The following is a 23,771-nucleotide window of genomic DNA, read 5'->3' as shown; positions in this document are numbered from 1 at the left end:
AGCATGACAATTCCTCCCACGCAGGCGGCGCCGACGCTGGAGGAACCACCCGCGGTCCAGGAGTGGCCACGCTGGGGCATCACCCACACCGAGTTCAGCGCCGACAACGAGGACGGCAAGGTCACCGAGGCCGCCTCCCACATGCTCAGCCGGGTTCCGCTGCTGCAGAACCAGCACATCATGGGCTGGGGCGCGGGCAATCCCGAGCCCGCGCCCGGCAAGAACGACTTCCGCGACCTCGACCGTCGCATCAGGTTCATGTCCAAGTCCCAGGCCATCCCGATCATCACGCTCTGCTGCTCACCCGACTGGATGAAGGGCGGCACCTCCGGCCGGACCGACTGGACGCAGCTGGAGACGGCGCCCCGGCGCGAGCACTTCGACGACTACGCGAAGCTCGCCGCGACGGTCGCCAGGCGCTACCCCACGGTCAAGCACTACATGGTCTGGAACGAGCTGAAGGGTTTCTGGAACAACGCCCAGAACCGCTGGGACATCGAGGGCTACACCGAGCTCTACAACAAGGTCTACGACGCGCTGAAGGCCGTCGACAAGGACATCAAGGTCGGCGGACCCTACGTGTCGGTCGGCAGCACCACCACTCCCGAACGGGGGGCGGAGATCCAGGGACCGTGGGGGAGCGTCGTCCAGCGTGACCTGGAGGCGGTCGAGTACTGGATCGAGAAGAAGAAGGGCGCCGACTTCATAGTCGTCGACGGAGCCTCGGTCACCAGGGAGGCCGGTGCCTACCCCGACGAGTTCACCGCCCTGGGCAAGTTCGGGGCCCTCACCACCTGGCTGCGGCAGAAGAGCGGCGACCTGCCGGTCTGGTGGGCCGAGTGGTACGTCGAGCCGGACAGCAGGAACTGGAGCGAGGAGCGCCGTATCGCCGTCCAGACCGCCGCGATGATGGAGTTCGCCACCAGCGGCGTCACCACCTCGCTCTACTGGAACCCGCAGCGCAAGTCCACCGGCGGCGACAACCAGGTCTGCCTGGGCTGCCTGTGGCACCCGAGCACCGGTGAGGAGATGCCCATGGCGGGCGTCCTGAGCGGCTTCGCCAAGTGGTTCCCCAACGGGACCAGGCTGGAGACGGTCACCTCCTCCAACGGGAAGGTGCGGGTCCTCGCCCAGGAACGTCAGCTCGTGATGGTCAACACCACCAACGCGGCCGCGAGCACCACCGTGGACGGCAAGCAGTTCCAGTTGAAACCGTACGAGATCAAGTGGAGCGAGCGCGTCGGCGCCTAGTTCCCGGCCGGTCGGACGGCGCCTCGCCGCATACGCCCGCGAGGCGCCGTCCGACGCTACGGCGCGATCCGCAGCGGTTAGGCGCTCTCCGGGCGGGCAGGGGAACGGGAGGGCCTGCGCCAGTCGGTGAACCAGCGCAGCAGCCACTCCACGGGCCCGTAGTGATGGCGGCTCAGCCACCACCGGCTCCACACGGCCTGGACCGCGAAGATGGCGATGCCGATCGACACGACGGAGAACGGGCTGAGCTGGTCGATCAGGCTCATCCCGTAGCCGGTGAAGATCAGTGAGCTGATCAGCGACTGTCCCAGATAGTTCGTCAGCGCCAACCTGCCGGGAGGAGCGAGCACCCCGGCCAGGCGCGGTGCCGCGGGGAGCAGGCGCAGCAGGGTGGCGGCGTAGGCCGCGGCCAGCAACGGCGCGGTGACCAGGTTCACCGACTGGCCGACCATGTGGTACGCGTGCCCACCGCCCGACCAGGTCGAGTGTGCGTAGACCACGGCCCCGGCGAGGCCGACGGTGAACCCCGACCACTGCAGCCGCCGCAGCGTCGCCGTGTGCCCGGACAGGTCCCTCAGCAGGCGCATCTTGCCCAGTGCCAGTCCGACCAGGCAGGCGGCGAGCACCGTGGGGCCCTGGAAGAAGACCCGCAGCACGAAGATCCTGGCGAGTTTGTGCAGGTGCTCGTTGATGATCATGGATGCGGAGCCGTGCAGGGCGCGGTCGGACATGGCGGCCTGGGCGGCGCTCTCGGAGACGGCCCCCGAGGCGTCGGTGCCCAGCGTCGCCAGCACGGCCAGCAACAGCGTCCCCACCGCCAGCGCCACGGTCAGCGCGACCGCGGAGATCATCGCGGTGCGCGGGGTGATCCGCCGCACCGCCAGCAGGACCAGCCCGACTATCGCGTACGTGGCCAGGATGTCACCGGGGAACAGCAGGATCCCGTGGGCGAGGCCGAGCAGGAACAGCCCTCCCAGGCGGCGCAGGAACCTGGGGGTGAAAGCCGTCGCCGAGGCGTGCGCCGAGTCGAGCTGGAGGGTGAAGCTGTAGCCGAACAGGAAGGCGAAAAGCAGATAGAACTTGTTCTCGAAGAACAACGAGACGATCCAGCGCACCTCCCAGTCGAGCGGCGCGGAGAACGACGGCGCCGCCAGCCCCGCCATCCGGTATCCGGAGGCGAGATAGGTGATGTTGACCACCAGGATGCCGAACAGCGCGAAACCACGCAGCGCGTCGACCGCCGCGATCCGCCGTCCCCCGGCCTGGGTGGAGGTCCCCGCCCGGCCAAGGGGTTCCCCAGCGAACATCCAACCGTCCTTCGACCAGGCTCTGAGACGTATGTCTCCCGGCAAACGGTGCCCAGTATGGCGCGGCGAGGCCGCGAGCCAAGAGACTTTGCTCTTTATTGAAGCTGGTACCCGATGACGATGAAGCGCTCCGCGATCACCGCCAGGGCCAGCACGAACGCGGGCACCGCGACGAACAGGATGCGCCTCCTGGCCCGCTTACCCCGGCCTCGGCCCCTCAGGCAGAACACCTCGTAGGTGAACAACGCGATCCAGGTCACACCCAGCGCGGCCAGGCCGACAGGCGTCCATGGCGAGGTCGGGTCGCTGCCGCCGAGCGGCACCCCGCGCTCGGGGATCTCGGTGCCCTCGGGGAAGGACTTCAGCGTGTAGACGGCGGCGTCTTCGCCGTTGAAAACACGTGTGACCTCCTTGCTGGCGTCCAGGGCGGCGCGGAACCGCGGGGCCCAGTCACGGGGGTAGCCGTGGTTGAGCTGCAGGTATCCGGCCTGCGCGCGGGTCGCCACCAGGTAGGTGTTGGGTGGTGACGCGCGAAGCTTGTCGATCACCGCGGAGATACGGGCCGGGTCCGGGTTCACCAGCGCCTGCTCGTAGGAGATCTTGTCGAAGTCCTGTTCGCCCCACGGGATGATGGGCGTGACCTCGGGGCCGAGCACCGGGCTCAGGTAGAGGACACGGGCACTGGGTTCGTCGTGGTCGTAGATGTAGCGCATCGCCGCGACCTCGCTCGCCGAGACTCGCTCGAACTGCTCGTTGCCGTATCTGGCGACCAGGAAGACCATCGCCAGCGCCATGGCGCACCCGGCGGCCAGCAGCAGTGAGATCCGGCGCGTCAGCTCCGGGTTGAACCGGATGTTGCGTTTGCGGATCGGCACCGTCTCCTCCGGCGCGTCCTCGGTGCCGGCGGGAAGGTTCGGGAAGAAGGCGTACGCGGCCAGGATGCAGGCGCCGGGCAGCGCGAACAGGTAGATCCGCAGGCCGATCTCGCCGCCGTAGTTCTGCAGCCCGAGCGCCAGCACCGGGACGCAGAGCAGCAGCAGGGCCGCGCGGTCGCCGACACCGCGCCGCACGCGGCGCAGCAGGCCGACGGCGGCCAGCGTCAGGATGACGCCGCAGATGCCGAGGCGGGCCATCAGGACGAGGGCGTGCCTGGGATCGCTGCCGTCGATCCGGTCACCGGTGTTGCTCTGCAGGTTCTGCAGGATCCGGCCCAGTCCGCCGAAGAGCTGGTCGATGTGCCCGCTCCAGAAGGTGACCGTCTGGTAGCTGATCCACGACAGCACGATCAGGCCGAGGAAGAACGGTAGCCCCCAGCTGAGCGAGGAGCGCCGGAGCAGGATCAGGCCGGTCAGCGCGCCGAGCATCATGAACGGCGTGATCTGGTGCGAGGCGGTCGCGGTGCCGAACAGGCCGATCAGCACGATCAGCATGATCACTCGGTCGTAGGCGCCCGTCGAGTGGGGCAGCTCACCGGGGGTCAGCCCGTCCAGGCGGGCCAGCAGCCGCCGGATGGGGCCCTTGGCCGGCATCGGTTTGTCGCGGGGCTCGACCTTGCCGAACCAGCGCAGCACGATCGCCACGAAGGCCAGGTAGATCGCGTACGTGAAGCCCTGGGAGGAGAAGTAGTCCTGGCCGATCCACTGGACGATGACGAACAGCAGGGCGGCGAACCAGCGGGCACGGGTGGTGGCGACCACCTGGCGCAGGATCAGCACGAACGGCAGCAGGTACAGCAGGTTCGACAGCAGCGGCGTCCACCGCATGATCGTCGCCAGGTCGGTGACCCCGGCGGCCTTGGTGACGAACGCCACCAGCGCGAAGAACCCCGGCCAGGCGAGGCGGGCGTCGAGGATCGCGGACGACTCGCCGGTGCGGTTGATGTACTCCACGAAGCCGGCGTGCACGTAGGCCGTGGGGAACCTGGCCTCGTCCGAGATCAGGGCCGACGCCCCGTGCAGGGCGAAGGTGATCGCCGCGATCTGGAAGAGCAGCAGGAACTTGCGGTCGGTGTTCTGCGCGATCGTGACGAAGAACGCGACGAGCATCAGCAGGATCGCGGCGAACGCGGTCAGCGGCATGGCCGAGATCAGGCCCAGGGCGTCGATCTTGGTCACGTCGACGCCCCGCAGCGGGCCCGGTGCCACGCGCAGGGCCAGCACGTACATGATCAGGCCTTCGACCGTGAGCAACGGCGGCAGCCACACCGCGGCCGACTGCATCACGGCCGTCATTCGCGACGGTCTGGCGGCGGCCGGAGCCGCCTGTCCCGAAATTCGCCGCGCGCTCTGCGGCTCCCGACGGCCCGTTGGAGCTCCCGGGGCCTCCGAAGCGGTCTCAGTGACCTCAGGGGCCTCAGAGGTCCCTGGAAGCAGGCTGGGCGTCGCGACGGCCCTTCTTCGCCGCTCCGCCGCCCCCACCGATCCCGCACCCACCGATCCCGTGCGTTCCGATCCCGTGCGTTCCGATCCCGTGCGTTCCGATCCCGTGCGTTTCGGCGTCGGACGGAGCGGTGCCGAGGGCAGACGCATCTCCGTCGTGGTGTCGATCTCGCTGTCGGAGGCGCCCTCGGCCGCCTCGACCTCGGGGGCGTCCGCCGTGGGCGGTGAGATCGGGCGTGCGGGGAGCCGGATGACGGCGGTGGTCTCCATGTCGTCGCCGTCGGAGGTGTCATCGGGAGCCCGGCCGGAGATCACGCCCGGTGGCGCACCCGGCGTATCCGGTGCGTCGTCCGCGTCTCCCGGGGCACTGTCGCCGCCGTCACGGTCTGCGCCCGGCGCTCCGCCGTCACGAGAGGCGTCGGTGGCCTCGCCGTCCCGGTCGGTACCCGGTGCGGCGGTGTCGGGAGTCTCGCCGTCGGGCGCCTCGTCCAAAACCTCCTGAGCCTCGGAGGACGCCGCGCCGGTGTGCTCGCTGTCGGACCCGTCGCGCGCTCCGTCCGAAGGCGCGGGGTGGGTGGGATCGGTCTCCCCGACCTCGGCGGTCTCCGTCGCCGGTGTCGTCGTCACGTCATTACCTGCCCGTTGCCTCACGTCTAACATCATGGCGGCTACGCGGACCGAGGTGCGACGGGCGAACACGGAGATACATCATGTTCGACTGCTTTGCGTAGACCGTTGAAGAGCAATACCGCGACCGGATTCCGCCCGGCGGCACCCGTACCGCCACCTGCGCTCCCGTGCGGGAGCATCGGCGAGGACGGAGAGAGAGACGAGCGCACCCGGGAGGGCGCCGGCCCGCGGGCCACGCCTCTCCCGGCTGGAGAGGCCGCTCACACCTGGCCGCGCACCCGGCGCAGACCATATCTCGTGCGCCTGACGACAGCGTAGCCCTTCGTCAGCATCCGTTCTTTCATGTAGATCAGCGGGACCTGGTTTCCCTCGACGGCCCGGCTGAACATTCTCATCGACGTGCCCTCGGCGATGGTCAGGCGCGGCAGCGCGAGCACGTCGTGCCGGTCGGCGGCGATGGCGTTGCTCACCGCGCAGGCGGCCCAGTAGCCGGCCCGCCGGACCTCGCGCCGCACCCGCGCGCTGGAGTAGCCGTACGGGTAGGCCATCGTCGAGACCAGGGAGCCGATCTTGTCTTCGAGCAGGGCCTTGTTGCGCCGCAACTCCTGACGGAGCTCGTCATCCGAAAGCTGGTCCAGCTGCGGATGGCTGTGGCTGTGGCCGCCGATCTCGATGCCGCACGAGGCCGCCTCACACGCCTGGCTCCACGACAGCATCGTGTCCAGTGGCCTGCCCGCCGCGTCCTTGCCCGCGTCGCTGACCCACCCGCTGGTCAGAAAGACGGTCGCGGGGAAGTCGTAGCGCTCAAGCAGGGGCAGCGCCTCGCTGTGGAAGTCGGCGTACCCGTCGTCGAAGGTCACCACCACCGGCCGCTCCGGGATGGAGCGGCCGTTGTTCTTGTGCAGCGAGGCGACCAGGTCGGCCACCGTCAGCGGCGTGAACCGGTTCTCCTTCAGGTAGGCCAGTTGCTCGGCGAAGGCCGAGGGGCGTACCGCCAGCGGCTTCGTCTCGGCGTTGGGCCGGTCGGAGACCGAGTGGTACATCAGGATCGGTACGCGGATCATGAACGCACCCGCTTCAGTCGAAGGGAACCGATGACGTAACCCCAGGCGGTCCAGGCGAGACCGACGACGATCGCACCTGCCCTGCCCAGGCCGGACAGATCACCCCGCAGCGCCTCGCCGACCCCGCGCAACGCGCCCAGCGGCAGCGCCTTCAGCACGTGCGCCCGCTCGCTCGACAGCCCGTCGCCCGCCCCCACGCTCTGGGTGACCAGCGCCTTGGACAGGCCCTCCGCGTAACACCGCGAGCGGAAGTAGGCGAAGGTGGCGCGCACGGCCGGCACCTTGTGGCCGATCACCGCGGCCGGTTCGAACAGCATCCCCGAACCGGGCATCCGCTGCGAGAGCCGGATGCAGAACTCGGTCTCCTCACAGCCCAGCGGGCGTGGCTTGCGCCCCTGCACGCTGCGCCCGATGCCGGTGTGGAACCCGCCGACACCGCCCACGACCTCCCTGCGGAAGGCCGCGTTGCCGCCCATGACGTTGCGGATCCGCGCCCGCTCCGTGGGCATGCCGCGATAGCTGCAGCCCACGGTCCAGTCGAACTCGTGGGGATACCAGCCGGGCCGGTGCCCGGTGCCCCACAGCGGCCTGGTCAGCCCGCCCACCCCCACGATGGTCGGGTCCTGGAAGCCCTCCTCCAGTGCTTCCAGCCAGCCAGGCTCCGCGACGGCGTCGTCGTCCAGGTACGCCACGATGTCGCCGGAGGCGGTCGCCGCACCGGTGTTCTTGCCACCGGACAACCCCTTCTCCTGAGCGTTCTCCACCACGATCGCGCCGGGGTACTCCTTCTTCAGCTTCAGATGGAGGTCCGGGTTGTAGTCGACGACCAGGATGATCTCGTGCGGCCGGTGGCTCTGGTTCTCGACCGACTCGACGGCTGCTCGGATGTCCTCCCAGCGTTCCTCGGTGTAGACGCAGATGACGACACTGCTTCTCATGGCTACGCGGCGCCCTGGTCCGCCGCGCGGGAGGCGGCCGCCGGCTCGTGAACGACGGGAGCGGGGCTGCTCCGCCACTCGCGGATGATGGTCTTCAGCACCCGGATGCCGTCGCGGACGGCGTGCAGGTTGCTCTCGCCGTGGATGCGGCAGCGCTCGTGGCTGGGAACCTCGTGAACCTTGAGCCCGGCCTTGGCGGCGCGGACGTTCATCAGGGTCTCGATCTCGAAGCCGTCGCAGTCGAGGTTGAGGACGTCCAGGTGGCGGGCCCAGAAGGCGTTGTAGCCGTAGCACAGGTCGCTGTAGCTGGTCCCGTACATCCTGTTGACCAGCGCGGTCAGCGTCTTGTTGCCGAACTTGCGGATGAACGTCAGGTCGTCGCTGCCGCCGCCGGATGCGTAGCGCGAGCCCTTGACGAAGTCGGCCCCGGTGACCAGCGCGCCCACGAACTGGATGATCTCGCGGCCGTCCGTGGACCCGTCGGCGTCGATCATCACGATGATGTCGCCGGTGCAGGCGGCGAATCCGGCCGAGAGCGCGTTCCCCTTGCCCTTGCCGGTCTGGCGGACCACGCGGATGTTGGGGCGCAGCTTCCTGGCCACGGCGATGGTGTCGTCCACCGAGTTGCCGTCCACCAGGACGATCTCGTCGATCCACTGCGGCAGCGTCGCGAAGACGTGCGGAAGGTTCTCCGCCTCGTTCATGGCCGGTACGACGACGCTGACGGTCGGGGAGATCGCCATGTTGGGGGTGATGGGGGTGAACCGCTCGATGGGCGGCACCGCCCTCAGGGGCGGCTTGTTGTTGTAGTGCTTGGCGACTTCGGGACTCATGGTGACGGATGTCCTTCCGGGCGGTCGGTCGTCGGGGGCGACTGGCGGACGGACCCGGGGCCATAGGCGATCGGAGGGATCGGGGGAAATGGCGAATGCGATGAGGGTTGCATGCGAGGGTCCTGGCGAATGGGTGCGGTGGTGGGAGCGGGTCTAACCCACTCCCCATGGTTCCTTGACGACCGGGGTGCTTGATTGGTTCTGCGCGGGGGAGCGCATACGGCCGAACCCCTTCAGCACACGGTCAGCAAGCCTGTACAGATGCGGGCGATCGGTAACGATCGTTCGTGCTTTGTTGACCGGGGTGCGGCCGATCCAGTGGACGGCGGCCGCGGGGGAGGGACGTGAGACGCGGCCCTCCGCGACGAAGAGGTCACCGCTCTTCAGCCAGCTCTTGTACTCGCGCCCGCCCTTGCCCATGTCGACCTGCCGCAACCCTGAGCCGGCGGCGTGCTCGGCCATGTGCAGGTGGTGCATGATGCCGGGAGAGTAGCGCGCGAACTCGGTGTCGTAGGCGGGGAACCAGCCGACCAGGGTCGTCGCGGTACGGAGGCCGAAGTGCCCGGCGACCGGCCTGTCTCCGGCGTAGACCATGGTCAGGACACCCGCGAAACTCTCGGACCTCTCCGCGTGCATCTCGTCGAGCAGCTGGACGATCCACGGCTGGGCGAAGCGGTCGACGCGGCCCGTCCTGCGGTACTGGTCGGACTTCCAGTTGGTGAGCGTGCGGAGCGTGCCAAGGTCGGACGAGTCCCACTCGAAGCGGATCTCGCCCTGCTCGCGGCCGAGCTTGCGCTCCTTGTAACGGACGGTCTTGAGGTTCTTCGGCGAGTTGGCCTTCACCTGCTCGATGTAGGTCTCGAAACCCACGCTGAGGTCCATCACCGGCGCCGGTCGCACGTCGGACTCGTACGCCGCGAACGTCGGCTGGCCGGGGACCAGGTGGTCGAAGTCGAAGACCGAGAGCTTGCAGGCGCGCAGCAGGGCACGGACGTCCAGGTCGAGGCCGGGGACGGAGATCAGTCCGTGGCAGGTGGTCAGGAAGCCCCCGAGAGGCTTGCCGATCCCGAAGCTGTGCCGTTCGTAGGGGAAGAATCCCACGATCTTGCCATCGTCCTGTATCACCGCGACGCGGACGTAGTCACGCAGGCGCCCCATGGCGAGCGTGAACTCCACGGAGAGAAAGGGGTTGTCCAGCGACGGATCCGCTACCTGCAACTCCCGCCATCGCGAGATCTCGGATTCCCCGAGGTCTCCCGGACGAACGATGACGATGTTCACCTTGACCTGACCCCCTGTTCGGTCTGCAAGCTCCCGCTCCCCCGATACAACACGCGTAGTACGTATATGAAACCGCCGAGCACCGCGATCGTCGCAACTCCGGCACGAGGCGACCACGCGTCAAAAGTGAGCATGGCAGCGGCCAGGAGAACGTTCACAACCAGGCTTGCCGCTGCCCCCACTGATAGTGCCGCAAGAGGGTCACGATCACGCAACAGTCCTACCACCGCGAAGCCCGGAACCACCAACAGGAACAGGGGAGTGAGAACCAGGCGTAACGGAGTGTCGATGTCGACCAAGGCGATCACGGCCCCCGCGACACATGCGAAGGTGAGTGCCCATTTGAGCACCCTGCGGTTGATCGACATCTCCGAAACTCCCGGTTGGTAATGACGTGACTGATCGCGCCTTCATGTGATCAATCACTCAGCATGGACGTCAATGCCGACGCTCGGCACCCGTCCATGGTTTACCGGATTCCTGAGAGAAGTCTCGGTGTTAGGTAAAACGAGATGCGGGAATCAGCCTATCTCCCCCTCGGAGCCTGCCCCGGCGGAGGGGGCCGGGGTCGGGTCGGGGGCCGGGTCCGGGGGAGGCGCGGAGGCGTCCGCCTCCAGGTTCTCCCAGGAGATCGCACATCCGGCGTTGCCTCCGGCGGACTTGAACGCGACGCGGCCCGCGCCGCTCTCCGAGGGGTCCTTGGCCGTGACCCAGATCACGGCTCTCGCCCCCGCCTTCAGTTGCCCCCGGGCGGGATGCACGTCGAGCCCGCCGGAGGTGGTCGCCGACCAGGAGAGCGTGGCGTTGCGGGCCGCGAGCCGGATCTGCCCGGCGCCCTCTCCGATGTTCGACGGGCACGAGACGGTCAGCCGCCCGGCTGCGGGCGGCGGGGTGGTGGCGCGGGTGGTGGCGCGGGTGGCGCGGGCCGGCCGCGCGGAGGACCCGCGGGTCGGCGCCGGGCGCGCCGCGGTGGGGGTGGAAGCGGGCGTCCCGGTCGCCGGGGTCCTTCGCGAAGTGGGAGTCGGCGCGCTCTCCGTCTCCAGGTCCTCAAGGGGCAGGTCCTCAAGGGGCAGATCCTCCGGCGGCAGGTCGGGCGTCGGCTCCGGGCCGGGCTCCAGTGTGATCAGCGCGGGTTCCGTACCCGGTGCGGCCCCGGCGCTCCCCAACGCCCCGCCGGCCAGGCCCTGCCCGCCCACCACGGCCACCGCCCCGGTGGCCGCCAGCACGCACACCGCCGCCAGCAGCAGCACGGGCCCCCTGCGCTTTCGCTGCCTCCGCCGCTGCGCCGGCAGTACCTCGGTATACCGCCCGGCACCATCCGGGGGCGTTGCCACGCGCCGGGACCGGGGGCCCGCGGGGGACGCGGTCTCCCGGGTTCCGCGGCTTCCCTCGTCGCGCGCCCGCCGGCCGGCCGGCTCCTTCCTCACCGCCCGCCGGCGGCCCGGTGGCCGCTGCCCCGCCACCGGGAACCCGGCCCTGTCGAAGTGGTCGCCCTCGGCGACGACGGAGGCGCGCTCCTCGCGCAGTTCCGGGTTCACGCAGGTCTCGATCACCCGGCGGCGCAGGGAGAGCGGCGGATAGGCCGGCGGCACCAGGTCCAGCAGCCGCCCGGCCGAGACGTGCCGGTCCCTGCGCTCCACGCATACCTCGCAGCGGCCGATGTGGGCCGACAGCCGCCTGCGCAGGATCGTGGTGAGGGGCCCCTCCCACGAGTCGACCATCGCCGACAGGTCGGGGCAGTGCGCCCGGCCGACCTTGGCGAGTACCACGGCCGCCGCCGCGTTCTCCAGGTGGTCGCGGGCCCGGCAGAGCCTCGCCGTCACCTGCCGGGAGGTCAGCCCGAGCACCGCGCCGACCTCGCCGCCGCCGAGGTCGTGACGGAGCGAAAGCTCCAGCACTTCGCGTTCCTGCCCGCCCAGCTCCGCCATCGCCTCGTGGACCAGGGCGGCCAGTTCCCGCTCGCCCGGGTCGTCGTGGACGTCAGGAGGCGGTGCCGTCCTCCGCCGGCCGCCGCGCTCCGCGCCCGCGCACCGGATCCGTACGAGTGCGTACAGCCACGCGCGCAGGCGGCCGGGATCGCGCAGGCGGTCCACCCGGCCCTGGGCCGTGACCAGGGCGTCGTGTACGGCGCCGGCGGCGCTCTCACGGTCGCCCAGCAGTGAGTGGGCATAGTCGTGGAGACGTTCGGCATAGGAGTCGTAGAGGCTCGCGGGCGCCGTCGTGTCGGCGCGCCGCAGCGTCTCAACGAGTTGTTGATCGTCGGTTCGGCCGACGGTCGGCCATCCGGGCACGGACATTCCTCCCCGCGGGACGGGCTCGTTCACGGGCTTCGACACTCGCCCGTTCCAGGCCTCACACGCGTAGGACGTCACCTCCCCGCAACCGGTTGACCAGATGGGTCAATATCATGCCAACCTGGTATGACCTGGGAAAATTGGTGCAGCTGGTGCCAATGTGGCGCCGGCCGTACGCGATGGGGAGTCAGCAGTTGGGGGCGCAGAGCCGGCGCTTCATGCCCTCCAGGAAGAACTTCCTGACCTCCAGGACGTCCTTGGCGATGTACGCGTCACCGCCGGTCGCCTTGGCCAGGGCCTCCATCTGGCGCTTGCCCTTGGGGGCGTCGGGGCCGAACGCGATGATCAGGACGCTGACCGGCTTCTCCGGGTTGAACTGCTCCCTCAGCCGCTTCAGGATCTGCTGGTTGCCGATCCCCCCGTCCGGGTCGTCGTTGCCCGCCCCGTCGGTGAGGATCAGCACCGTGTTGATCTTGTCGCTCTGGTATTCGTCGGTCATCTGCCGGTAGGCGGCGGCGAGGGTGTCGTTGAGCCCGGTGTCGCCGGTCGCCTTGGCCTGGGCCCCGATCAGCTTCTGGTTGAGCACGTCCCTGCGCAGCACGCCGTTCATGTCCTCGGTGAGCGGGCCGACCGGGACCGTCTCGCGGTAGTCGACCCCCTGGCCGTCGAGATGCGTGGAGAACTCCCACAGTCCCAGCTCGCTCTTGGCGGGAAAGAGCTTCATGCCCTCGACGGCGATCCTGCTGATCGCCTGCATCCGGGTCATGCCGGTGCCGGGCACCGGCAGGGCCATGGTCCCCGAGACGTCCAGCAGGGTGACGAGCCTGGTGCCGAGCTTGATCCGGGACCAGGTCTGCGACATCCTCGCGACGGTCTTGCCGTCGGGCGGCTCGATCGCCTGCGGTGCCTTGGCCTGGAAGCCCGCGGAGCCGGAGATCGCCTTTCCGCCCTTGCCGTCCGGGGTGCGGAAGCCCTGATCCTGCAGGGTCTTTTTGGAGGACTCGCTGCCGAGCTCCTGCTGGAACGCCTCGGCGGCCTTGCGTACGGCGGTGTCCTTGGCGGTGATCACCACCGGGTAGTCGAGGTTGATGGTCCCCTCAGCCGGATAGAGCGGTACGGCGGGCACCTCGGGCTTCTTGACCTTGTTGAACGCCCAGACACCCTGCTCCGAGGCGATGCCCAGCGGGGCCTTGCTGCCCTTGACACCGAGGCTGGACAGCAGCGCGTCCTGGTCGCGGACCGTCGAGGTCGATCCCGACAGGTTCTTGAGCGCACCGACCAGCTGCTCCTCGCCCGCGCCCGAGGCCGTGGCCACCCCGGCGGCGGCCAGGAGCGCGCCGAGCCCGGCGGCGTTGAGCGAGGGGTCCAGCACCAGTACGCGCACCTTGCGGCCGGGGCCGTCGACGTTGGCCACGTTGGCGGCGTTGATCATGCCGCCCCAGCTGGCCTCGCCGAAGCTCTTCTTCAGGTTCGGTATCACCAAGCCCGAGGCCACCATGACGATGGGGGAGTGCGCGATGGACGCGCCGGCCTCCGGCACCTCCTGATTCCGTGCCCGCAGGTTCGTCACCCACAGCCCCGAGTCCGGGATCCACAGATCCATCGCGGCGGCCCTGCCGCCGGCCCCGCTCAGGGAGGAGGCCACGGTCGCCGAGGCGCCCTTGGTCACCGCGACGGTGGTGCACCTGCCCTCGACCTCGTGGGACGCCTTGTTGAAGCGCTCGGCGATCTGGGACAGGGCGGGCTGGATGTCCGGTGAGGCGGTGATCCGCAGTGGCAGCGCGTCACCCGCACACCCGCGGTCGCGGTTGATGACCACGAACGCGGCCACACCGAGCAGCACCGCGAGGGCGACGGAACCGGCCAGCGGGACCAGCACCCTGCCGTGCCCCCCACGCCTCCGCCTGGGCTGCGGCTCCTTGGAGGAGGTGTAGCCGCCCTCGAGATCATCCGTACGGTGACGTCCCACGATTCCCTCTTCGATGTCGATGTCAGGAAGCTAGCGGGTCACCCTATCGGGAGGTTGTCCGCAATGTTCACGGAACTGTACTGGGAACGGTTACTGTGGCAAAACACCCCTTTTGGTGCTGTTATCACCATACGTGTTTATATTGGCACCCTGTGTCCCAGTGGGGCGGCCTGTGGTCAATGGTGCCGGGATCGCCTGGTCGTCGGCGGGAGAGGTGCGCGTCAGTGGTGGCAGGAATGGCCGTGCCACGCCCTGAGCCCCTCCCGCACCGCCACCGCCGCCAGCAGCACCGCCATGGCGGGATCCACCCACCACCACCCGGCGGTGTTCAGCGCCAGCCCGGCCAGCACCCCCGTGGCGAGCAGCGCGCACATCAGGTTCTGCGTCCCCTCGCCCGCGGTCGCCGCAGAGTGCAGCCGGATGGCCAGTCGCCGCTTGGCCACCCCCAGAAACGGCATGCCGACCGCGCTGGTCGCCGTCACGGCGATCCCGAGCAGGCTCGGCACGGCCCGGTGGCCCGCGCCCAGGTCGTGCGCCACATGCAGCACCAGGTAGGGGGCCAGCAGCCAGAAGCTGATCGCCACCGCCTTGCGTGCCCGCTCCTCGGCGTGCGCGGAACCGGTCCTCGAACCGGTGAACCGCCAGACCACGATCAGGCTGGCCACCGCCTCCACCAGGGCCGACGTACCCCAGCCGATGAGGGCGACAGAGTGCGCTCCCAGTCCCGCGACGATGCCGAGCACGCTCTCCGCGCCCAGCCAGAGGAGGGTGGCCAGGGAGAGCGCGCGGGCCCGGTGGGCGTCGCGCAGCCACTCGGCGCTGGGCGCCGGCACAGTCTGGTCGGTCACGGCGACCTCCGAATCCCCGATCTACGGCATTCGGTAATCTAGCCGTCACGGAGTGTGGTCGTGCCGGGAAGCGGCAAAGCTCACCACCGCGGTGGCTTCTCCGCTCCCCGGCGTGCCCACGCGCTGTGATCGTGCCACAGGATGGGACCTGCCCAGCAGATCGTCGGAGGGAAACCCGTGCCGTTCACGCCCAGTCATGTGGCCGCCGTGCTGCCACTGATCTCCTCGGAGCGTATGCGCCGGTTGCTCGACCCCTGGGCACTCGCCCTGGGTGCCATGGTGCCCGATCTGCCGATCTTCTTCCCGTTCCTGCCCGACTACATGATCTGGCACTCCTTCGAGGGCGTCCTCACGATCGATCCGCTCGCCGTCGTCGTGTTGCTGGCGGTATTCCACCTGGTGCTCCGCGACCCGCTGACCGCGCTCCTGCCTCCCGGCCTCGCCGGGCGCGCCGCGGCCCTGACCCCCGGCATGTACGGATTGCGGCGGCTGCCCGCCGTGATCGCCGGAGGCGCGGTGGGCGCCCTCACCCACAAGCTCTGGGACTCCTTCACCCACTCCTACAGCTCCACCACGTGGGGCTGGGACTGGCTGGACACCCGGGTGGCGGACGTGCTTCCCCTGTTCCGCCTGCTGCAGTACACCTCCACGGTGGTCGGCCTGGCGGTCGTGCTCTGGTGGGCCTGGCGTGGCCTGTCCGGAATGGAACCCCGGCCGGTTCCCGAGCGGCTGGTCATTCCCGCCCGCGGGCGGATGGCCGTGTTCCTGGCCACCGCCCTGTCCATCCTGCTGGGCGCGATCGCCTGGCCCATCGCCTTCCCACCACGCGGCACGGCGGAGCTCGTGACGAGGCTGGGTGCGGGAGTGGTCGTCGGCTGCTCCGCCATGCTCCTCGTCCACGCGCTGATATGGCAGCTCAGGCGGGTCATGGCAGTATTCGAGGGTGCCTGAAGCCATCGACCCCCACCTGGCCGACCAGTTGGCCGACCAGTTGGCCGACCAGTTGGCCGACTACGCCAACCTGCGTGACGTCGAGCTGCGCAAGAGCTTGGAGGCCGAGCACGGTCTCTTCATAGCCGAGGGGGAGAAGGTCATCCGCCGCGCCGTCGCGGCGGGCTATCCCGTGCGCTCCGTCCTGCTCACCCCCCGCTGGGCCGAGCCCCTCGCCGACCTCCTCGACACCCTCGAAGGGCGGGTCCACGTCGTGGATGACGCCGTCATGGAGGGCGTCACCGGCTTCCAGGTCCACCGAGGCGCCCTCGCCGCGATGGAACGCCTGCCCCTGCCCGCCGTCGAGGAGATCCTCTCCGGCGGGGCCGCCTCCCCGGAGAGAAGGTCCCCGGGCCGGGCCACCGGTCGTGATCTCGGACGGGTGGGCGCGGAGGCCGTGGGCCCCGGCGCCGAGGGCACCCCGCCCCGGCGCGTCCTGGTCCTGGAGGACCTCGTCGACCACGGCAACGTCGGCGCCATCTTCCGCTGCGCCGCCGCGCTGGGCGTCGAGGCGGTCGTCCTCTCGCCGCGCTGTGCCGACCCGCTGTACAGAAGGTCGGTGAAGGTCTCCATGGGTGCGGTCTTCGCGATCCCGTACGCGCGGATGACCGACTGGTACGCGGGCCTGGCCGAACTGCGCGAGGCGGGCTTCCAGACGCTGGCCCTCACCCCCGACCAGTCCGCCACGCCCATGGACAGGGTCACCATGGCCGACCGGGTGGCGCTCCTGCTCGGCTCGGAAGGGGACGGGCTCTCCTCCCGCTGGCTGCGCGAGGCCGACGAGCCGGTCTGCATCCCGATGAGCCCGGCGGCCATGGGCCTCGGCGTCGACTCCCTCAATGTGGTGGCCGCGGCCGCCATCGCCTGTCACGGCCTGATGCGCGCGGGCTGAGCCTCACGGGTCCGGGCCCCATAGGCAACCGGTGCTCGGAGTGGATGCCGTCCGGCAGGGGCGGGCAGGCTCACATGTCGCGGTGGAGACTTTCGGCAGGTCGAGCGACCTCGCCTCCGGTGCCGGCCCGGGCCTCTCGGGGGAGTCCCTGCTCGCTCGCCCAGGCCAGGAGCCGCGCCGCGGTCTGGAAGCGCCGGTCGGCGTCGGACTCGCCGAGGATGACGCCGATGAGGCGGTGGCCGTCACGGTCGGCGGCGAACGACAGGCAGTATCCGGCGGCGCTGGTGTAGCCGGTCTTGAGGCCCAGGACCCCGGGAGCCTTGCCGAGCAGCTTGTTGGTGTTGGTCCAGGAGTGTGCCCGGTGCACCTTGGACCTGGCCACGACATGGCGCCTGGCGGAGGCGATGGTCCGCAGCACCGGGTCGCGCAGCGCGATGTCCGCCAGCTTCGCCTGATCTGAGGCCGTGGAGTGGCCGGGTGCCGGCTTCGGCAGGCCGTCGGCGCTGGCGTAGGCGGTGTCGACCAGGCCCATGGAGCGGGCCGTGGCGTTCATCTTCGCCACGAACCTCGCGTTGCCGGGACCGTAGACGCGGGCCAGGGCGTGGGAGGCGTCCGCCCCGGAGGGGAGCATGGTCGCGTACAGCAGGTCCCTGACGGTCAGCCGCTCCCCGGCGCTCAGGGAGGCGTGGGCCGCGCCGTTCGACGCCGCATGCCGCACATCCGCCGCCTGGATCGTGACGGTGTCGTCCAGCCTCGCCTCCCTGAGCACGACGTACGCTGTCATGATCTTTGTCAGGCTGGCCACCGGCATCCGCCTGCCGGCCTGCTTGCTCAGGTGGACCGCTCCCGTGTCCGTGTCGTACAGGTACGCTGCCCGTCCCGGCACCGAGGGCACGGAGGCGGGCTTTTTCCCGGCGGGTGCGGGGCTGAAAGCCGCCGCGGCCGGTCCGGTGACCAGGGTGGATTCCGGGGAACCGGCGGCCAGGGCCGACGTCGGGGACGCGGTGGCCAGGGTGGCCGCGGCGACCAGCGCGGCGCGGGCGATGAGGCGGATTCCCCCGTGATGCATGCGAGCCATGCTGGCAGAGGCCACCGTCAATATGCGGAAGTTGGCGGTTTGGCGATGGAAAGTTGACATCGGCGGCGGGAAAGGAGGATCCCGCACGGCGGCGGGATCGGCGCGTGTCAGAAGGGTCGGGATCGGTGCGTGTCAGGTGGTGGCGGTCGGCCTGTCGGCCTCGCCGTGAACGTGCCGGCGACCACGCCCGGGGCGACCCACGGGAGTCAGGTGGTGGTGGCGGCGGTCGGCCTGTCCGCCTCGTCGCGGGCGGTCCGGCGACGGCGCCGGCGACGGCGGACGAGCCCGGCGACCAGCGCGACCGCCGCCAGGCCCGCCAGGGCCGCCAGGAGCGGCGACCGCATGGCCAGCTCCAGCCAGCCCCAGATCACCGAGTACAGGCCGAAGGACGTCACCGGCACCCAGGTCAGGCAGCCGAGCGCGCTGGCCACGACGTACCAGGGATAGGAGATCCGCAGCACCCCGGCCACCCAGGGCAGCGTGTGGCGCAGCCCGGGCACCCAGAAACAGGCGTAGACGGCGAGCGCGCCCCACTTCCTGACGACGTTCTCGACCCGCAGGATGTTCTCCTGGCCGATCTTGGTGCCCAGGCGGGAGGTGTAGAGCCTGGAGCCCAGGACGTGGCCGATCCAGTAGTAGGCCTGGAACGCGCCGAACAGGGCCACGCCACCGATGATCACCCAGAGCCACAGGGGCATGCCCAGGAAGGACGCGGAAGCGGGGTCGGGGATACCCACCACAACAGGTCGCACTCTGAACATCACCGCCAAGGTCGCTCCGCCTGCTTGACTTGATATTAGGGCAGGCTTACCTCATCCGTTGCGGCGGGAGTCCCCTTAGGCACGCGAACTGCAAGCGGACGTCAACTCCAGAGCAACCACCGTGGCATACACCTGGGGGTAACGGAGAAAGGTGTCTGTCATGGGTTCGCGTAGCAGTATGGCGCCGGTGGTGGCGAGTGGGACCGCGAGCGTCGTCAAGCTGCTCATCGCCACCCTTGCCTTCGCCGGAGCCTATCTGGGAGTGGAGACCGCGTACGGCACCCCCGCCAGGATGCCGGTCGGGCAGGAAGTCACGGCCGGCACGGCGACGCGGGCACCGGTGCGGACCGTGGTGCTCTCCGCGAGGTCGATGCCGACCACCACGGAGCAGGCCCCGGTGGCGGGTACGGTCACCACGGAGCAGGCCCCGGTGGCGGGTACGGTCACCGTTGGCGCGATCGACGCGTTCGGTCCCTGCGACAGGCCCTACCTGGCCCAGGGCGTGGTCGACAACGACGACCCCCGGGCCGCCGTCTCCTACGGCTGGCGCCTGGAGCGCTGGAGCTCGAAGACCCACCGCTGGTACGCCTACCTGAGCGCGAGCTCCGGCTTCACCGGGGAGAGCCAGACCGTCGAGTGGCAGCCCCGGATCATCAACAACCCCGGCTGGTATCGCGTCGTGCTCGTCGTCTCCGGTGACGCCCCGCTGCGCAGCGAGAGGTTCCTGGTCGGCTGCTGAGGCGGGTCAGCCGCCGAGGGAGCGCCGTGCCGCCTCCACCCACCGGCTCACGCCGACCCGCTCGGCCACCGCGAGGGCGTTCTCGTAGTGCGGCCGCACCGCGTCGGTGAAGCCCAGCCGCAGCGCCAGGTCGCCCAAGGTCAGGGCGACCGGCCAGAGTGCCACCACGCCGGTTCCGGCGCCCGCGATCCGGTCGGCGAACGGCTTCAGCGTGTCGTACGCCTCGATCATCCGCTCCCGGTCGTCCAGCAGCATGCCCGCCAGCGCCCGCCAGATCATCGCCAGCTCGTAGAGGAAGTCGGGGCGCACCGGCGTCTTCACCGCGATGACGGCCCTCGCGTCGCGATGGTGGCCCGCCGAGGCGAGGGCCACCGCGTAGGCGTCGAGTGTCCATTTGGCCCCGCGCTGGTGCGCCTCGGCCAGTGGCTCGACCATCTTGGCGGCCTGCCCGTTGACCAGGTTCAGGCAGAACGTGGTGATCAGCGGCAGGTCCTGGCGGCCCTCCAGCATGCCGGCCCTGGCGGTCAGCCTCGCCGCGTCGCGGTAGGCGCGCTCCGCCCCGGCGAAGTCACCGGCGATCATCAGGCGCTGCCCGGCGTACCAGGCGACCACGGCGGCCGGCGCGGGCAGGCCGTACTGCCTGGCCAGCTTCTCGGTGGCGGCCACGTGTGCGTCGGCTTCGGCGAACGCGCCCGAGGCGGCAGCGCACTCCATCAGCACGAGGTGGGCCAGTGCCTGCACCGAGATCTGCCCGGTCGCCCTGCCGACCTCCAGCAGCTCCCTGCCGATGACCTCGCGCTCGCCCACCGGCGTGATGCCGTACGACTGGCGCAGCCGCCCGCTCAGCGCGGTCGCCAGCAGGGCGGGGTCGCCGGACCGCCTGGCCAGTTCCTCGGCCTCCAGCGAGGCCTGCTCGCCCCGGGGAGTGGCCGACCCCTCCAGCTCCAGGGCGAGCGTGGCCAGCAGGCTCGCCCGCAGCGACTGCTCACCGGCGGGCAACTCGACCAGCGCCTGCTCGGCGACGTCGACGATCTCCCAGGCAGTACGGGTGAAGTCGCGGGCCATGCCCTTGTGCGGCACCGCCAGCGAGGCGGCCACCCGGGCGGTGAGCTCCAGGTTGCCCAGCGGCAGTGCGGCGTCCATCGCCTCACGCCGCCGCCTGCGGGCCGCGGCCATGTCGCCGCAGAGCGCCAGTGCCTTGATCAGCCGCAGGGTCAGCAGCAGCCGCTCCCTGGTGCTGTCGGGAGTGTGGGTGATGCCCGACCTGTCGAAGGCGGCGATGGCCTGCTCCCACAGGGTGGCGGCCTCGCGGTGGGCGAAGCGGCGCTCGGCCTGCTCGGCGGCGAGCCCGGCGTAGTGCACCGCCTTGATGGCGGTCTCGCTGGTGCCCGCCGAGTCATAGTGGTGGGCCAGCGCGGCCACGTCACCGGGATTCCTGCGCTCGATCACCGCGGCCACCGCGGCGTGCATCCGGGAGCGGCGCAGGCGGGAGGCGTCGGAGTAAAGCGTGTCGCGGACCAGGTCGTGGTCGAATCGGAGCATGCCGGGGCCCGGTTCGGTGACCAGCCCGGCGAGCAGCGCCGCCTCCACCGCGTCGACCACGGCGTCCTCGTCGCCGGAGACGTCGACCAGCACGTCCACGTCGACGTCGCGGCCGATCACCGCGGCCTGCAGCAGGATCTGCTGGGCGGTCACGGGCAGCCGGGAGATCCGCCTCCGCAGCACGTCACGGACGCCCGACGGCACGCCGGAGATCACCTCGGCGGCCGTCGCGCGGTCGCTCACCGCTTCGGCGTCGAGCAGGCGCACCGTCTCGCGGACGAAGAAGGGGTTGCCGCCGGTGCGCTCGACGATGCTGTTGACCGCGTCCTCGTCGACCTCGCGCACGCAGGTCGCCCGGACCAGCTCGGCCACCGCCTTGGTGTCGAGCCCGGTGAGACCGACCCGGACGGGACCGAGCCTGGCCAGCGCGGCCAGCACGTCGGCCTGCTGGTCACTCAGCTCGCTGTCGCGGCAGGTCACCACCAGCAGCACCCGGCTGGTGGCCAGCAGGCTCGGCAGCGCGCGAAGCAGCGCCAGCGTCTGGTCGTCGGCCCAGTGCAGGTCCTCCAGGGTCAGCAGGATCGGCGTCTCCTTGGCGACGGCGGCGAGGTAGCCGCCCACCGCCCGGTGCAGCCGGAATCCGCCGGAGGCCTGGTCGTCGTCGGGCTCGGGGGCCGCGTCGTCCAGGAGCGGGGCCAGCAGTGCGGCGTACTCGCCCGGGCCGGCCGCGCTCACCAGGGTGCGCAGGATCTCCACCCAGGCCCATCCGGGGGGAGTGGCACTGCTGTCGGGGCAGGCCCCGGAGGAGATGCCCCACCCGTCGTCGGACAGCCGCATGTTGAGCTGGCGGACCAGCGTGGTCTTGCCGGCGCCCGCGTCACCGCTGATGATCGCGACCGTGAAGCGGCCGGTCCTGGCCGCGGCGGTGGTCAACCTGCTCAGCTCCGCGTCGCGGCCGACGAACGGCTCGGGCTCCAGCGGGGGGAGCTTCACCTGGGCCACCGCGGGCCTGGGCGGCCAGGTGTCGGCGGTCACCTGCTGGCGCTGCCTGGCCGGTGGCGGGGCGGCGAGCTGCAGACCCGGATCCTGGGACAGGATGTCGGACTCCAGCTTGCGCAGCGCGGGGCCGGGGTCGATGCCCAGTTCCTCGGAGAGGATCGTGCGCGCCCTGCGCAGCGCGGCCAGCGCCTCGCCCTGCCGCCCGCAGCGGTACAGGCCCAGGGCCAGCAGCCGCCAGCCCTCCTCGCGGAGCGGATGCTCGGTGGTCAGCGCCTCCAGGTCGGGCACCGCCTCCGCGGGCATGCCCATCCGCAGGCCGCTGTCGGCGTGCCGCTCACGGGCCACCAGGCGCAGCTCGGCGAGCCGGTTGACCTCGGCCTCGGCCCACGGCTGGTCGGCGAAGTCGGAGTACGGGGTGCCGCGCCACAGGCCCAGGGCCTTCTCCAGGCGGGGCCGCGCGGAGGTGGGGTCGTCACCCTCCAGCTGCTCTCCGGCGGTGCGGACCAGCGTCTCGAAGCGGAGCGCGTCGACCTGCTCGGGGGCGGCGCGCAGCGCGTAGCCCGAGGCCACAGTCACCAGCAGCCGGTTGGGGCCTCCGCGTGGACGGCCGGGCTCCAGCACCCTGCGCAGCCGGGAGATGTAGACCTGAAGGCCCGACTGCGCGCCCTTGGCGGCGTCGTCGTCCCACAGGTCGTACAGCAGGGAGTCGACGGGAACGACCTGCCCACGCGCGACGAGCAGGCGCGCCAGGACCGCACGTTGACGGAGCCCGCCCAAGTCGAGCTGGTCCTCACTGGAATGCGCCTCGACCGGGCCGAGAACTCGGAACGCCACCATGTCAGCCGCCACGCTATGTGGGCCTTCCAATCGCACACAAGGTATTTCCCAATCTAGCGGCTGATCGGCTCCTTTTCAGGGGCCGGTGCGGCGTTCTCACGCCGGCGCAGGAACGACCACGCGCCGAGCGCCAGTCCACCGAAGGGGATTTCGACAGTGTAGGTCCAGAACCCGAAAAGCAGCGCGGCGGCGGTGGCGGAGTCCAGCGGAGCACCGAAGAAGACCAGCGCGCCGACGGTTCCCGCCTCCATTATTCCCGCCCCGCTGGGAGTCACCAAGGCCGTGGTCAGAATGCGGGACAGGGCGAAGGCGGCGATCGACTGGGCCAGACCCGGGTAGGCGCCGGTCGCGTGCAGGCAGACGACCAGGATCAGCCACTGAAAACCCAGGAAGAAGACCATGCCCAGCGTCAGCCCGGCCCAGCGGCTCCGCACGATCTCGGAGGTGTCGGCCCGCAGCTTGGCCAGCGCCTCGGAGACGGCATGCTCGCCGGGGCGGATCCGGCCCGGGAACAGGCGGACGAGGGCGTCGAGGCCCCGGCCCAGGACGTCCGCGGCGCGGTCCCAGTAGAGCGCGGTGATCACCACGGCGACCAGCACCAGGATGGACACCGCGCCCGCCCAGCCGGCCCCGGTCACCGAGGGGCTGAGCGGCTGCCCGCTGATCAGCAGGGCCATGATGCCCACCGCGGGCAGCAGGAATCGGAACAGGGTGTTCCAGATGCCGCTGGTCAGGGTGGAGACCACGACGGCCCGGATGGGGAAACCCCAGCCCCTGGTCATCGCGAACGTCATCGCCACCCCGGCCGCGCCGCCGAAGGGGAGCAGGTTGCTCACCGCGCTGCCGCTCGCGTTCAGCGTCAGGGCCTGCAGGTGGGTCAGGCCGGGCAGGGAGGCGGTCAGCACGAACGTGTAGGCCAGCAGGCTGAGCAGCCAGACGCCGGCCATCAGCGCGATCCCTCCGGGGCTCAGCGCGGCGAACTGGGCACCGATCTGCGACCAGGAGACGTGCTTGCCCGTCAGGGTCGCCACGACCTGGGGCATGAAGATCACGAGTGTGGCGGCCAGCGCCAGCGACGCGACCGACAACCCGATCTGGAGCAATCTGCTCTTCACGTAACACCCCCGATCCAGTGTGCCG

The 23,771-nt window shown here is 70.4% G+C and carries 17 protein-coding genes; 4 read left to right on the top strand and 13 right to left on the bottom strand.

What is annotated here, in order from left to right; all coding sequences use genetic code 11:
• Nucleotides 1-3: 3 nt before the first annotated feature.
• Nucleotides 4-1,251: a GH39 family glycosyl hydrolase gene (locus OG884_RS07190; protein ID WP_326643395.1), complete on the top strand. Its 1,248-nt coding sequence runs from the start codon at nt 4-6 to the stop codon at nt 1,249-1,251.
• 77 nt (nt 1,252-1,328) lie between these two features.
• Here OG884_RS07190 and OG884_RS07185 read toward each other — a convergent pair whose 3' ends face one another.
• The 9 genes from OG884_RS07185 to OG884_RS07145 form a co-directional block, all read right to left on the bottom strand.
• A complete protein-coding gene (locus OG884_RS07185) occupies nt 1,329-2,558 on the bottom strand; it encodes a DUF418 domain-containing protein (protein WP_326643393.1) in 1,230 nt (409 codons plus the stop codon).
• Nucleotides 2,559-2,653: 95 nt separating this feature from the next.
• Nucleotides 2,654-5,563 carry a hypothetical protein gene (locus OG884_RS07180; RefSeq protein WP_326643391.1) on the bottom strand — a complete coding sequence of 970 codons (2,910 nt, stop codon included), beginning with the start codon at nt 5,561-5,563 and terminating at the stop codon, nt 2,654-2,656.
• A 263-nt stretch (nt 5,564-5,826) separates the two neighbouring features.
• Nucleotides 5,827-6,630: a polysaccharide deacetylase family protein gene (locus OG884_RS07175; protein ID WP_326643389.1), complete on the bottom strand. Its 804-nt coding sequence runs from the start codon at nt 6,628-6,630 to the stop codon at nt 5,827-5,829.
• Entirely contained in the window at nt 6,627-7,568 is a 942-nt protein-coding gene (locus OG884_RS07170) for a glycosyltransferase family 2 protein (RefSeq protein ID WP_326643387.1), read from the bottom strand. The genes OG884_RS07175 and OG884_RS07170 overlap by 4 nt, the downstream gene beginning before the upstream one ends.
• A gap of 2 nt (nt 7,569-7,570) precedes the next feature.
• Nucleotides 7,571-8,401, bottom strand: coding sequence for a glycosyltransferase family 2 protein (locus tag OG884_RS07165; protein ID WP_326643385.1), 831 nt, complete (start codon nt 8,399-8,401; stop codon nt 7,571-7,573).
• A gap of 153 nt (nt 8,402-8,554) precedes the next feature.
• Entirely contained in the window at nt 8,555-9,682 is a 1,128-nt protein-coding gene (locus OG884_RS07160) for a GNAT family N-acetyltransferase (RefSeq protein ID WP_326643383.1), read from the bottom strand.
• 521 nt (nt 9,683-10,203) lie between these two features.
• Nucleotides 10,204-11,973 (bottom strand): sigma factor, encoded by a 1,770-nt coding sequence (locus tag OG884_RS07155; protein ID WP_326643381.1) that lies wholly within the window; start codon nt 11,971-11,973, stop codon nt 10,204-10,206.
• A 190-nt stretch (nt 11,974-12,163) separates the two neighbouring features.
• Nucleotides 12,164-13,945: a substrate-binding and VWA domain-containing protein gene (locus OG884_RS07150; RefSeq protein WP_326643379.1), complete on the bottom strand. Its 1,782-nt coding sequence runs from the start codon at nt 13,943-13,945 to the stop codon at nt 12,164-12,166.
• 221 nt (nt 13,946-14,166) lie between these two features.
• On the bottom strand, nt 14,167-14,793 hold the full coding sequence (locus tag OG884_RS07145; protein ID WP_326643377.1) for a hypothetical protein: 627 nt from the start codon (nt 14,791-14,793) through the stop codon (nt 14,167-14,169).
• 141 nt (nt 14,794-14,934) lie between these two features.
• Here OG884_RS07145 and OG884_RS07140 point away from each other — a divergent pair, with 141 nt between their 5' ends.
• On the top strand, nt 14,935-15,744 hold the full coding sequence (locus tag OG884_RS07140) for a DUF4184 family protein (RefSeq protein WP_326643375.1): 810 nt from the start codon (nt 14,935-14,937) through the stop codon (nt 15,742-15,744).
• Nucleotides 15,737-16,675, top strand: coding sequence for a TrmH family RNA methyltransferase (locus OG884_RS07135; RefSeq protein ID WP_326643373.1), 939 nt, complete (start codon nt 15,737-15,739; stop codon nt 16,673-16,675). The genes OG884_RS07140 and OG884_RS07135 overlap by 8 nt, the downstream gene beginning before the upstream one ends.
• A gap of 70 nt (nt 16,676-16,745) precedes the next feature.
• Here the strand turns inward: OG884_RS07135 and OG884_RS07130 are convergent, their stop codons facing one another.
• Nucleotides 16,746-17,744 carry a D-alanyl-D-alanine carboxypeptidase family protein gene (locus OG884_RS07130; RefSeq protein WP_326643371.1) on the bottom strand — a complete coding sequence of 333 codons (999 nt, stop codon included), beginning with the start codon at nt 17,742-17,744 and terminating at the stop codon, nt 16,746-16,748.
• Between the two features lie 215 nt (nt 17,745-17,959).
• Entirely contained in the window at nt 17,960-18,490 is a 531-nt protein-coding gene (locus tag OG884_RS07125; protein ID WP_326643369.1) for a DedA family protein, read from the bottom strand.
• A 184-nt stretch (nt 18,491-18,674) separates the two neighbouring features.
• On the opposite strand from OG884_RS07125, the gene OG884_RS07120 reads away from it, so the two are divergent.
• Nucleotides 18,675-19,253, top strand: a complete 579-nt coding sequence (locus tag OG884_RS07120) for a hypothetical protein (RefSeq protein WP_326643367.1) — start codon at nt 18,675-18,677, stop codon at nt 19,251-19,253.
• A gap of 6 nt (nt 19,254-19,259) precedes the next feature.
• Here the strand turns inward: OG884_RS07120 and OG884_RS07115 are convergent, their stop codons facing one another.
• Nucleotides 19,260-22,643, bottom strand: coding sequence for a BTAD domain-containing putative transcriptional regulator (locus OG884_RS07115; RefSeq protein ID WP_326643365.1), 3,384 nt, complete (start codon nt 22,641-22,643; stop codon nt 19,260-19,262).
• Between the two features lie 41 nt (nt 22,644-22,684).
• Entirely contained in the window at nt 22,685-23,746 is a 1,062-nt protein-coding gene (locus tag OG884_RS07110) for a lysylphosphatidylglycerol synthase transmembrane domain-containing protein (protein ID WP_326643363.1), read from the bottom strand.
• Nucleotides 23,747-23,771 lie beyond the last annotated feature (25 nt).

The sequence above is a fragment of the Streptosporangium sp. NBC_01755 genome, assembly GCF_035917995.1.
Classification (GTDB): domain Bacteria; phylum Actinomycetota; class Actinomycetes; order Streptosporangiales; family Streptosporangiaceae; genus Streptosporangium.
This window is presented reverse-complemented; position numbering and strand designations above follow the sequence as displayed.

Excerpts from the sequence above, each read along its gene's own strand:
- OG884_RS07190 (WP_326643395.1), top strand. The coding sequence starts at position 4 with ATGACAATTCCTCCCACGCAGGCGGCGCCGACGCTGGAGGAACCACCC.
- OG884_RS07140 (WP_326643375.1), top strand. The coding sequence starts at position 14,935 with ATGGGACCTGCCCAGCAGATCGTCGGAGGGAAACCCGTGCCGTTCACG.
- OG884_RS07185 (WP_326643393.1), bottom strand. The coding sequence starts at position 2,558 with ATGTTCGCTGGGGAACCCCTTGGCCGGGCGGGGACCTCCACCCAGGCC.
- OG884_RS07120 (WP_326643367.1), top strand. The coding sequence starts at position 18,675 with ATGGGTTCGCGTAGCAGTATGGCGCCGGTGGTGGCGAGTGGGACCGCG.
- OG884_RS07170 (WP_326643387.1), bottom strand. The coding sequence starts at position 7,568 with ATGAGAAGCAGTGTCGTCATCTGCGTCTACACCGAGGAACGCTGGGAG.
- OG884_RS07175 (WP_326643389.1), bottom strand. The coding sequence starts at position 6,630 with ATGATCCGCGTACCGATCCTGATGTACCACTCGGTCTCCGACCGGCCC.
- OG884_RS07165 (WP_326643385.1), bottom strand. The coding sequence starts at position 8,401 with ATGAGTCCCGAAGTCGCCAAGCACTACAACAACAAGCCGCCCCTGAGG.
- OG884_RS07130 (WP_326643371.1), bottom strand. The coding sequence starts at position 17,744 with ATGCATCACGGGGGAATCCGCCTCATCGCCCGCGCCGCGCTGGTCGCC.